Here is an 11,227-nt window from a genome sequence, read left to right as displayed (position 1 = left end):
CGGGCTCGCGTGTGCGCACCGGCTCGCGATTGCCGGGCACCGCGTCACGCTGTTCGACGCGCGCCCGAAGGGCGGCGGCCTCAACGAATACGGGATCGCCGCATACAAGACCGTCGACGATTTCGCGCAGCGTGAGGTCGAGTGGCTGCTGTCGGTGGGCGACATCACGTTGAAAACCGGTGTCGCACTCGGCCGCGACATCACGCTCGACGCGCTGCGCGAGCAGCACGATGCGGTGTTTCTCGCGATGGGGCTCGGCGGCGTGCGTGCACTTTCGATCGACGGCGAGCAACTGGGCGGCGTGATGAACGCAGTCGATTTCATCGTGCAGGTGCGACAAGCCGATGCGCTGGAGAACGTGGCGGTCGGGCGGCGCGTGGTCGTGATCGGTGGCGGCAATACGGCCATCGATGCGGCGGTGCAGAGCCGCAAGCTCGGCGCAGAGCGCGTGACGATGGTGTACCGGCGCGGCGTGGATGCGATGAGTGCAACGTGGGCCGAGCGCGAGTTCGCGCAGAAGAGCGGTGTCACGCTCGTTACGCATGCGAAGCCGGTGCGCATCGCGGGCGAGAACGGGCAGGTGACGGGTGTCGAGTTCGAGGCGGCAGCGGGCGAGCGCTTCACCGTCGATGCGGACATGGTGCTGAAGGCGATCGGCCAGACGCTGGTGCCGGACGCCATCGACGCCGCGCTGCTGACGGCGGACGGTGCGCGCATCGCGGTGAATGCGGACGGGCGCACCGCGTGGCCCGACGTGTGGGCAGGCGGCGACTGCGCGGCGACGGGCGGCGTCGACCTCACGGTGCAGGCCGTGCAGGACGGCAAGCGCGCGGCCGCGTCGATCGACGCGACGCTCGCACAACGCGACGCGAAGGCTGCGTGACCGCATAACGCGCGCACACCACAAGCACAACGAACACGACCCCACTCTCACGGAGCCGAACATGGCCGACCTTCGCTGCACCATCGCGGGCATCACCTCGCCGAATCCCTTCTGGCTGGCGTCCGCGCCGCCGACCGACAAGGCCTACAACGTGAACCGCGCGTTCGAGGCGGGCTGGGGCGGCGTCGTCTGGAAGACGCTCGGGCTCGATCCGCACGTCGTCAACGTCAGTTCGCGCTACGGCGCCGTGCAGTGGAACGGTCAGCGCATCGCGGGGCTGAACAACATCGAGCTGATCACCGACCGTCCGCTCGACGTGAACCTGAGAGAGATCGCGCAGGTGAAGCGCGACTGGCCCGACCGCGCGCTGATCGTGTCGCTGATGGTGCCGTGCAACGAACGCGACTGGAAATGGATCCTGCCGCTCGTCGAGGATACGGGCGCCGACGCGGTCGAGCTGAACTTCGGCTGTCCGCACGGGATGAGCGAGCGCGGGATGGGCGCGGCGGTCGGACAGGTACCCGAATATGTGGAGATGGTCACGCGCTGGGTGAAGGAGGGCACGAAGCTGCCGTGCCTCGTGAAGCTCACGCCGAACATCAGCGACATCCGGATGGGGTCGCGCGCCGCATACAAGGGCGGCGCGGACGGCGTGTCGCTGATCAACACGATCAACTCGATCGTCGCGGTCGATCTCGACCACATGGCGCCGATGCCGATGGTCGACGGCAAGGGTACGCACGGCGGCTATTGCGGCCCGGCGGTCAAGCCGATCGCGTTGAACATGGTCGCGGAGATCGCACGCGATCCGGAAACGCCGAACCTGCCGATTTCGGGCATTGGCGGCATCTCGTCGTGGCGCGACGCGGCCGAGTTCATGGTGCTCGGCGCCGGTAGCGTGCAGGTGTGCACCGCCGCGATGCACTACGGCTTCCGGATCGTGTCGGATCTGGCCGACGGGCTGTCGAACTGGATGGACGAGAAGGGCTACGCGACGCTCGACGACATCCGCGGCCGCGCGGTGCCGAACGTGACCGACTGGAAATACCTGAACCTGAAGTACGACATCAAGGCGCGCATCGACCAGGACCGTTGCATCCAGTGCGGGCTGTGCCATATTGCGTGCGAGGACACGTCGCACCAGGCGATCACGGCGACGAAGGATGGCGTGCGCCACTTCGAAGTGGTGGACTCGGAATGCGTCGGGTGCAATCTTTGCATGCATGTGTGTCCGGTCGAGCAATGCATCACGATGGAGCGTGTCGATTCGGGCGACTACGCGAACTGGACCACGCATCCGAACAATCCGGCGAGCGCGGACGCGGGGGCGAGTGCAGGCGCGGCGGCACCCGAGAAGCACGCGAAGAAGGCTGCTTGACGGCATCCGGCGATGCGGGCCATCCTGCATCGCCGCCTTTCGTTCCACCCGGGCCGGCATCGCATGATGCCGGCGCTGACGTTTCAGTGGAGTGCGTTCGATGAATCACGCAGCGAATCCCGCCGATCCCGATAGCGCCGCGGCGCAGGGCGGCAGCCTGTACAACGACGACCTCGCGCCGACGACGCCGGCGCAGCGCACGTGGAAGTGGTACCACTTCGCGGCGCTGTGGGTCGGGATGGTGATGAACATTGCGTCGTACATGCTCGCGGCCGGGTTGATCCAGGAGGGCATGTCGCCGTGGCAGGCGGTGACGACCGTGTTGCTCGGCAACCTGATCGTGCTCGTGCCGATGCTGCTGATCGGCCATGCGGGTGCGAAACACGGGATTCCGTATGCGGTGCTCGTGCGCGCGTCGTTCGGCACGCAGGGTGCGAAGCTGCCGGCGTTGTTGCGCGCGATCGTCGCGTGCGGCTGGTACGGGATCCAGACCTGGCTCGGCGGCAGTGCGATCTATACGCTGCTGAACATCCTGACCGGCAACGCGTTGCACGGCGCCGCGCTGCCGGTCATCGGCATCGGGTTCGGGCAGCTCGCGTGCTTCCTCGTGTTCTGGGCGCTGCAGATCTACTTCATCTGGCACGGCACCGATTCGATCCGCTGGCTCGAAAGCTGGTCCGCGCCGATCAAGGTCGTGATGTGCGTGGCGCTCGTGTGGTGGGCGACGTCGAAGGCGGGCGGCTTCGGCACGATGCTGTCGGCGCCGTCGCAGTTCGCGGCGGGCGGCAAGAAGGCCGGGCTGTTCTGGGCGACCTTCTGGCCGGGCCTGACCGCGATGGTCGGCTTCTGGGCGACGCTCGCGCTGAACATCCCCGACTTCACGCGCTTCGCGCATTCGCAGCGCGACCAGGTGATCGGGCAGTCGATCGGGCTGCCGTTGCCGATGGCGCTGCTGTCGGTGGTGTCGGTCGTCGTGACGTCGGCGACCGTCGTGATCTACGGCAACGCGATCTGGGATCCGATCGACCTGACGAGCCGGATGACGGGCATCGGCGTGGGTGTCGCGCTGGTGATCCTCACGCTCGACACGATGTGCTGCAACCTCGCCGCGAATCTCGTCGGCCCGGCCTACGACTTCTCGAGCCTGTGGCCGAAGGCGATCTCGTACCGCACCGGCGGGATGATCACCGCGACGATCGCGATCGTGATGATGCCGTGGAAGATCCTCGCGACGACGGACGGCTACATCTTCACCTGGCTCGTCGGCTATTCGGCGCTGCTCGGGCCCGTGGCGGGGATCCTGATGGTCGACTACTTCCTGATTCGCGGCACGCGGCTCGACACGCGCGCGCTGTTCGACGAGCGCGGCGGCTTCAGCTATGCGCGCGGCTGGAATCCGGCCGCGCTGGCCGCGCTCGCGGTCGGCGTGCTGCCGAACCTGCCGGGCTTCCTGCACACCGCGTTTCCGGCGTCGTTTCCGAACGTGCCGGCGTTCTTCAACACGCTGTACACGTACGCGTGGTTCGTCGGCCTCGTGCTGGCGTCGTGCGTGTACGGCACCTGGATGAAGTGGCGCGCCGGACAGCACGCGCAGATCGCGAGCGCATGACGCGCGCGATGCATGTGACGCGTGTGATGCGGCACCTGACAGTCAACGAGGAGGCAACCCAATGGCAATCCTGATTCGTGGCGGCACCGTGGTCGATGCGGACCGCTCCTATCGCGCGGACGTGCTCTGCGCAGCGCCGGAGGACGGCGGCACGATCCTGCAGATCGGCGAAAAGATCGACGCGCCGGCCGGTGCGACCGTCGTCGATGCGCACGACCAGTACGTGATGCCGGGCGGCATCGATCCGCATACGCACATGGAACTGCCGTTCATGGGCACGACCGCGAGCGACGATTTCTACTCGGGTACGGCCGCCGGGCTCGCGGGCGGCACGACGAGCATCATCGACTTCGTGATTCCGAGCCCGAAGCAGCCGCTGATGGACGCGTTCCACGCGTGGCGCGGCTGGGCCGAGAAGGCGGCGGCCGATTACGGTTTTCACGTGGCCGTGACGTGGTGGGACGAGAGTGTGCACCGCGACATGGGCACGCTCGTGCGCGAGCATGGCGTGTCGAGCTTCAAGCACTTCATGGCGTACAAGAACGCGATCATGGCCGACGACGAGGTGCTCGTGAACAGCTTCTCGCGTGCGCTCGAACTCGGCGCGCTGCCGACCGTGCACGCGGAAAACGGCGAGCTCGTGTTCCAGTTGCAGAAGGCGTTGCTCGCGCGCGGGATGACGGGGCCGGAGGCGCATCCGCTGTCGCGGCCGCCGGAGGTCGAGGGCGAGGCCGCGAACCGCGCGATCCGCATCGCGCAGGTGCTCGGCGTGCCCGTGTATATCGTGCATGTGTCCGCGAAGGATGCAGTCGATGCGATCGCGCGTGCGCGCAGCGAAGGGCTGCGCGTGTTCGGCGAGGTGCTGCCGGGCCATCTGGTGATCGACGAGGCCGTCTATCGTGATCCGGACTGGACGCGTGCGGCCGCGCACGTGATGAGCCCGCCGTTCCGCTCGGCCGAGCATCGCGAGGCACTGTGGCGCGGTTTGCAGGCGGGGCAACTGCATACGACGGCGACTGATCACTGCGTGTTTTGCGCATCGCAGAAGGCGATGGGCCGCGAGGACTTCACGAAGATCCCGAACGGCTGCGGCGGTGTCGAGGATCGCATGTCGGTGCTGTGGCACCACGGCGTGAATCATGGCCGCATCACGCCGAACGAGTTCGTGCGGATCACGTCGACGAACGCCGCGCAGATCTTCAACCTGTATCCGCGCAAGGGTGCCGTGCAGGTGGGCGCCGATGCCGATCTCGTCGTGTGGGACCCGGCCGCGACGAAGACGATCTCGGTGAAGACGCATCACCAGCAGGTCGACTTCAACGTGTTCGAGGGGATGACGGTGCAGGGCGTCGCGACGCACACGCTCACGCGCGGCGCGCTGGCGTGGGCCGATGGTGACTTGCGCGCCGTGCGCGGCGCGGGCCGCTACCTGAAGCGCCCGCCGGCGGCCAGTTACTACGAGGCCGCGCGGATCGCGAACCGGCTGCGCGAACCGCATCCGGTCGAGCGCACGGGTTGAACGTTGCGCAGCGCGCGGGGCGTGTCGGTTCGAACGACACGCTCCGCGCTTGAACCTGTTTTCCCGTTCGTGCGGGCACCCCTCCGGCCCGAATCCCCCCTCTCCGCATCCCGACAGTTCTCTCAATATTTGGGACGGATTGCGTGTGATCTCGTCTTTCCAATCCCCCAGTACATAGAAGAACTGAGCAAGTTGATGCAGCACACGATGTCGCGCAAACGCGACCATTTTGTTTGCGTTGTCGGCATGCATGGCGGCGAGTAATATCCACCGACGGCGTTGCGCAGGCGTGCCGGGCCGCCCGCCGAACAGTCCAACAACATTGAGAGCAAGGAGTACGAGGTGGATATTCTGCGCAGTCTCCTGGGTATGCTGTTCCTGCTGCTGGTTGCCTATCTGCTGTCGAACAACCGGCGCGCGGTGAGCGGCCGGACCATGATCGCCGCGTTGTGCACGCAACTGGCGATCGGTGCGCTGGTGCTGTTCGTGCCGGCGGGCCGCACGGCGCTGGCGGGGGCCGCGAACGGCGTCAATCGCGTGCTCGACATGGGCAATCACGGCATCGCATTCGTGTTCGGCGGTCTGGTCGACAGCCGGATGTTCCAGTTGTTCGGTGACGGCGGGTTCGTGTTCGGCCTGCGCGTGCTGCCGATGATCATCTTCGTGACCGCGTTGATCGCGGTGCTGTACTACATCGGCGTGATGAAGTGGATCGTCGCGATTCTCGGCGCGGCGCTGGCGAAAGTGCTCGGCGTGAGCCGCATCGAGGCGTGCTCGGCGGTGGCGACGATCTTTCTCGGGCAGAGCGAGATGCCTGCGCTCGTGAAGCCGTTCGTGCGGAACATGACGAGTGCGGAGATCTTCACGGTGATGGCGAGCGGCATGGCGTCGGTCGCGGGCTCGGTGCTGGTCGGCTACGCCGGCCTCGGCGTGAGGATGGAATACCTGCTCGCCGCGTCGTTCATGGCGGTGCCGGGCGGGCTGCTGTTCGGCAAGCTGCTGTATCCGACGGTCGAGCCGAGCCGCGTCGTGGTCGACGGGCTCGACTTCGACGACAAGCGGGCCGCCAACGTGATCGAGGCGGCGGCATCCGGCGCGTCGGTCGGGATGCGGATCGCGATCAACGTCGGCGCGATGCTGATCGCGTTCGTGGGGCTCATCGCGCTGATGAACCTGATCGTCGGCGGCGTGGCCGCATTCGCGGGCTTTCCGCAGATCACGCTGGTGGGTATCATCGGCCACCTGTTCGCGCCGCTCGCGTGGATCATCGGCGTGCCGTGGCACGACGCGGCGCTGGCCGGCAACTTCATCGGCGAGAAACTGATCTTCAACGAGTTCGTCGCGTATGGCGACCTGTCGCCGTACCTGAAGGGCGGTGAGCACGTCGCGGCCGCCGGCCTGCAGGTGCTCGACCCGAAGACGCTCGCGATCGTGTCGTTCGCACTGTGCGGCTTCGCGAACTTCTCGTCGATCGCGATTCTCGCCGGTGGCTTCAGCGCGGTCGCACCCGAGCGCCGCTCGGAAGTCGCGCGGCACGGCCTGCGCGCATTGACGGCCGCGACGCTGTCGAACCTGATGAGCGCCGCGATCGCCGGCCTGTTCTTTTCCCTGCATTGAGCCCGCAGCGGCCATCGACCGACCGAGGAGAGGCAACGATGTTTTTACCGCAGGAATTCATTCGCCAGAAGCGCAACCGGCAGCCACTCGATCGTGACGGGATCGCCGCGTTCGTGCGCGGCGTGACCGACGGCAGCGTGACCGAGGGCCAGGTGGCCGCGTTCGCGATGGCCGTGTATTTCAACGACCTGAGCACGGACGAGCGCGTCGCGCTGACGCTTGCGCAGCGCGACTCGGGCGACGTGCTCGACTGGCACGCGCTCGATCTCGACGGGCCGGTGATCGACAAGCATTCGACCGGCGGCGTCGGCGATGTGGTGTCGCTGATGCTCGGGCCGATGGTGGCCGCGTGCGGCGGCTACGTGCCGATGATCTCGGGGCGCGGGCTCGGCCATACCGGCGGCACGCTCGACAAGCTCAGCGCGATTCCCGGTTACAACGTCACACCCGATACGGACGCGTTTCGCCGCACGGTGCGCGACGTCGGCGTCGCGATCATCGGGCAGACCGCGCGGCTGGCGCCGGCCGACATGCGCATCTATGCGATTCGCGACGTGACGGCGACCGTCGAATCGGTCGCGATGATCACCGCGTCGATCCTGTCGAAGAAGCTCGCGGCCGGGCTCGACGGGCTCGTGATGGACGTCAAGGTCGGCTCGGGCGCATTCATGCCGACCGCGGAGCAATCGGCGGAACTGGCCCGCAGCATCGTCGACGTCGGCAATGGCGCCGGCATGAAGACGACCGCGATCCTCACCGACATGAACCAGTCGCTTGCGCCGTGCGCGGGCAATGCACTCGAAGTGGCGTGCGCGATCGACTACCTGACGGGCAAGTCGCGTCCGGCCCGCCTGCATGACGTCACGATGGCGCTGTCGGCCGAGTTGCTCGTTACCGGCGGGTTGGCACGCGACGTCGCAGACGCGCGCGCGAAGTTGCAGCATGCGCTCGATACGGGTGCGGCGGCGGAACGCTTCGCGAGGATGGTCACGGCGCTCGGCGGTCCCGCGGACCTGATCGATGCGCCTGCCCGTTATCTTGCGCGGGCGGAGGTGGTCGTACCGGTTCCGGCGCGCGCGAGTGGCGTGGTGCAGCGGGTCGATTGCCGCGCGCTCGGGCTGGCGGTCGTCGCGCTCGGCGGTGGCCGTACGCGCGCAGCGGATGCGATCGACTACAGTGTCGGCCTGACGGCGCTCGCGGAGATCGGGCAGCGTGTCGAAGCCGGCCAGCCGCTCGGTTACGTGCATGCCCGCGACTCCGCTGCCGCGGCGCACGCGGTGGACACGATCCAGCGCAGCTACGTGCTGGGCGAGACGGGTGACGCACCGCCGACCATTTATCAGCAGATCGGCTGACCGGTCGCCGGCGCTGACACCGGCGATTGCTTCACTTCACGGCGAATCGTGACGGTCGGGATGCGGCCGCGCCGAAACATCCCGGCACACAATCGGAGGCACGACGAGATGGAACGACACGAACTGATCGAAGCGGCGAAGGCGGCCCGCGAACGCGCGTATGCGCCGTATTCGCGCTTCAAGGTCGGCGCGGCGCTGCAGGCGCGCGACGGGACGATTTTTCACGGCTGCAATGTCGAGAACGCGTCCTACGGACTCTGCAATTGTGCGGAACGCACGGCGATATTCTCGGCCATCGCTGCCGGTTATCGACCGGGGGATTTCACGCGGCTCGCGGTCGTCGGCGACACGGACGGCCCCATCGCGCCATGCGGCGCGTGCCGGCAGGTGATCATCGAGATCGGCACGCCCGACATCGAAGTGATTCTGGCCAACCTGAAAGGGGCCGTCGAGGTGACGACGGCCCATGCGTTGCTGCCGGGCGCGTTCCGGCTGTAACGGCGCGCGCTATTCAAGCCACGCGCCGCACGCATCACGCGCCTTCGCGCGCTTCGCGGATCGGGATCACCGTGCGCGCGCCGCATTGACGCAGCAGGTCGCGCAGTTCGTTGATGACGGGAAACACTTCATGGTTCCAGTCGGCGCCCTGCCGATCGTGCGCTTCCTGCTCGCGCTCGACGATCCAGCGATCCTCGCGGAAGATGCGCTCGGTGAACCAGACGAGCAGCGGCCACGCGAGATCGAGCGCGAACGGGATGCCGGGCTTGTGGATCGACAGCAGTCCGAACGTGCGGTTGGTGCGCTGCTCGGCGTCGAGCGGCACGTAGACGATCCACAGGTCCATCACGAGCGTGCCTTCGCTCGAGCGGATCTGCAGCGTCTGGTACGGATAGCCGGTGCGCACCGTCATCACGCTCTTGTCGGACTGGTCGGCCGGCTTCTTGCTCGCGCCGAACACGAGGGCTTCGCCCACCGGCTGCTTGCCTTCCATCCGTGCGAACGTGTAGTCGACCTCGACCCAGTCGTCGCCGCGGCGCCGGCCCACCGAGCGCGCGCGCATCTGCCCCATCTGCTTGCGATGCAGGAACTGATGGTTCATGTCCATCAGGTTCTCGTGCATGAACGAGTAGTGGCACTTGACCTCGCGGCCGAAGCGGCGCGTTTTGTATGCGCGGTCGTCCGCCGATTCGAGCGCGGGGAACGGCCGGGTGTCCGCGAGCGTCGCATCGCCCGGGAATACGAAGATCAGCCCGTGCGATTCGCGGCACGGATACGCGCGCACGCCGTTGGGCAAGCGCTCGCGGCCGAGGTACGGCACGTCGACGCAGCGGCCGCTGTCGCACGCGTAGGTCCAGCCGTGATAGCAGCAGCGCAGCGTCTCGCCGCTCACGACGCCGGCGTGCAGCGGCACCTGGCGGTGCGCGCAACGATCCTCGAGCGCGTACACGGCGCCGGATTCGGTGCGCACGAGCACGATCGGATCGCCGGCGAAGTGCACGCCGAGCGTCTTGCCGCGTTTCAGCTCGCGCGACCACGCGAGCGGGTACCAGTGATCGGGATGAATCGGCACGCGGCGCAGGTCGCGCACGGCCGCGCCGGAAGAGGGTTCTCCAAGGGTGCCGCTGTCAGGAATGGGCACTGCACGCATGCGTGAGGTCTCCGGGCTGGACTGGGATTCCGGGCGCCGCGTGATGCGGCGGGGATCTGGAGAAGTCTACGCGAAGTTGCCTGTCGCGGCGGACGCGATGCGGGTTTGCCCCGGCACGGCCGCCGCGGTTTCGTTGATGCAGCGCAAACCGGGCCGATGGCCGCGTGCGCTGGCCGTGCGTGGCTGCATGGGCGCCGGCCGCGCGGCGGGCATCATCCCGTCACGCGGCCGCTTGCCGGTCACGAGCGCGCATCGCGCCACAGCACGGCGTCGGTGCGGTACAGCGCCGGGAAGTGCTGCTTCAGCCCGGTGATCTTCGGCATGTCGTTGTACGCGATGTACGGCGCGTCGGGGTGCAGTTCGAGGTAGTTCTGGTGATAGGCCTCGGCCGGGTAAAACCCCTTGTAGTCCTCGACGCGCGTGACGACCGGCGCCGGAAACACGTGCGCGGTGCCGAGCTGCGCGATGTACGCGGTCGCGACCGCGCGTTGCTGCGTGGTGGTCGGGAAAATCGCCGACCGGTATTGCGACCCTTCGTCGGGGCCCTGCCGGTTGAGTTCGGTCGGATCGTGCGCGACCGAGAAGAACACCTGCAGCAGCCGGCCGTACGTGATCTGGGTCGGGTCGTAGACGATGCGAACCGATTCCGCGTGCCCGGTCAGCCCCGAGCCGACGAGCGCGTAGTGCGCGGTTTCGGACGCGCCGCCCGCATAGCCGGCCGTAACCTGCTTCACGCCCTTCACGTGCTCGAACACGCCCTGCACGCCCCAGAAGCAGCCGCCGGCGAGCACGGCCGTCTCGTCGTGCGAGGTGCCGGGCGTTTCGTCGAGCGTCGGCGCGGGCACGGTGCGCATCGGCTCGGCGGAATTGACGATGCGCTGGTAGCCGAACACGGCGGCGGCTGCCACGGCGATGGCGCCGATGCGGCGCAGCATCGCCGTGCGCCGGTGCGGTGCAGGACCGCGAGAGGAGGTGGTGTTCACGGTGTGCTCCTTCGAAAGGCGGAATGGAAAGCGGGAGGCCTGGAAGCGGCGCCGGTGCACCGCGTCCTGCCGGGATCAGCCGAACGTGAACGCATACGCATTCACACCGGGATCGAGAAACTCGATCGCGAACGTGCGGTCGGCGATCGCACCGGGCTGCCGGACCAGCTGGTACAGGCGCTGCCCGGTCACGGTGCCGTAGCCTTGCGCATCGACATCGGTGCCGTGCGCGTTA

The 11,227-nt window shown here is 67.5% G+C and carries 10 protein-coding genes; 7 read left to right on the top strand and 3 right to left on the bottom strand.

Annotated elements, in window-relative coordinates; all coding sequences use genetic code 11:
- The 7 genes from G3N99_RS25565 to G3N99_RS25535 all read left to right on the top strand — a co-directional run.
- On the top strand, positions 1-883 hold an 883-nt coding region (locus G3N99_RS25565; RefSeq protein ID WP_206123785.1), incomplete at its 5' end, for an FAD-dependent oxidoreductase.
- 61 nt (positions 884-944) lie between these two features.
- Positions 945-2,261 carry an NAD-dependent dihydropyrimidine dehydrogenase subunit PreA gene (preA, locus tag G3N99_RS25560; protein WP_089476574.1) on the top strand — a complete coding sequence of 439 codons (1,317 nt, stop codon included), beginning with the start codon at positions 945-947 and terminating at the stop codon, positions 2,259-2,261.
- Between the two features lie 100 nt (positions 2,262-2,361).
- Entirely contained in the window at positions 2,362-3,870 is a 1,509-nt protein-coding gene (locus tag G3N99_RS25555; protein WP_174945312.1) for an NCS1 family nucleobase:cation symporter-1, read from the top strand.
- A gap of 61 nt (positions 3,871-3,931) precedes the next feature.
- Positions 3,932-5,389, top strand: a complete 1,458-nt coding sequence (gene hydA / locus G3N99_RS25550; RefSeq protein ID WP_206123784.1) for a dihydropyrimidinase — start codon at positions 3,932-3,934, stop codon at positions 5,387-5,389.
- Between the two features lie 342 nt (positions 5,390-5,731).
- On the top strand, positions 5,732-7,006 hold the full coding sequence (locus G3N99_RS25545; RefSeq protein ID WP_174943729.1) for a NupC/NupG family nucleoside CNT transporter: 1,275 nt from the start codon (positions 5,732-5,734) through the stop codon (positions 7,004-7,006).
- Between the two features lie 38 nt (positions 7,007-7,044).
- Positions 7,045-8,361 carry a thymidine phosphorylase gene (deoA, locus tag G3N99_RS25540; protein ID WP_174989623.1) on the top strand — a complete coding sequence of 439 codons (1,317 nt, stop codon included), beginning with the start codon at positions 7,045-7,047 and terminating at the stop codon, positions 8,359-8,361.
- 60 nt (positions 8,362-8,421) lie between these two features.
- The gene (locus tag G3N99_RS25535; RefSeq protein ID WP_277396436.1) at positions 8,422-8,859 is read left to right on the top strand and encodes a cytidine deaminase; all 438 of its coding nucleotides are present in this window, start codon (positions 8,422-8,424) and stop codon (positions 8,857-8,859) included.
- 34 nt (positions 8,860-8,893) lie between these two features.
- Here G3N99_RS25535 and G3N99_RS25530 read toward each other — a convergent pair whose 3' ends face one another.
- The 3 genes from G3N99_RS25530 to G3N99_RS25520 form a co-directional block, all read right to left on the bottom strand.
- On the bottom strand, positions 8,894-10,009 hold the full coding sequence (locus tag G3N99_RS25530) for an aromatic ring-hydroxylating dioxygenase subunit alpha (RefSeq protein ID WP_174945306.1): 1,116 nt from the start codon (positions 10,007-10,009) through the stop codon (positions 8,894-8,896).
- A 239-nt stretch (positions 10,010-10,248) separates the two neighbouring features.
- Positions 10,249-10,944 carry a peptide-methionine (S)-S-oxide reductase MsrA gene (gene msrA / locus G3N99_RS25525; RefSeq protein WP_206123787.1) on the bottom strand — a complete coding sequence of 232 codons (696 nt, stop codon included), beginning with the start codon at positions 10,942-10,944 and terminating at the stop codon, positions 10,249-10,251.
- A 123-nt stretch (positions 10,945-11,067) separates the two neighbouring features.
- Positions 11,068-11,227 (bottom strand): hypothetical protein (locus tag G3N99_RS25520; RefSeq protein WP_206123786.1); only part of this gene is annotated, 160 nt, incomplete at its 5' end.

The sequence above is a fragment of the Burkholderia sp. Ac-20392 genome, from assembly GCF_017104585.1.
GTDB lineage: Bacteria > Pseudomonadota > Gammaproteobacteria > Burkholderiales > Burkholderiaceae > Burkholderia > Burkholderia lata.
This window is presented reverse-complemented; position numbering and strand designations above follow the sequence as displayed.

Bases quoted from the DNA above. Each gene is read 5' to 3' on its own strand.
- preA (WP_089476574.1), top strand. From the start codon at position 945: ATGGCCGACCTTCGCTGCACCATCGCGGGCATCACCTCGCCGAATCCC.
- G3N99_RS25555 (WP_174945312.1), top strand. From the start codon at position 2,362: ATGAATCACGCAGCGAATCCCGCCGATCCCGATAGCGCCGCGGCGCAG.
- hydA (WP_206123784.1), top strand. From the start codon at position 3,932: ATGGCAATCCTGATTCGTGGCGGCACCGTGGTCGATGCGGACCGCTCC.
- deoA (WP_174989623.1), top strand. From the start codon at position 7,045: ATGTTTTTACCGCAGGAATTCATTCGCCAGAAGCGCAACCGGCAGCCA.
- G3N99_RS25535 (WP_277396436.1), top strand. From the start codon at position 8,422: ATGCGGCCGCGCCGAAACATCCCGGCACACAATCGGAGGCACGACGAG.
- G3N99_RS25530 (WP_174945306.1), bottom strand. From the start codon at position 10,009: ATGCGTGCAGTGCCCATTCCTGACAGCGGCACCCTTGGAGAACCCTCT.
- msrA (WP_206123787.1), bottom strand. From the start codon at position 10,944: ATGCTGCGCCGCATCGGCGCCATCGCCGTGGCAGCCGCCGCCGTGTTC.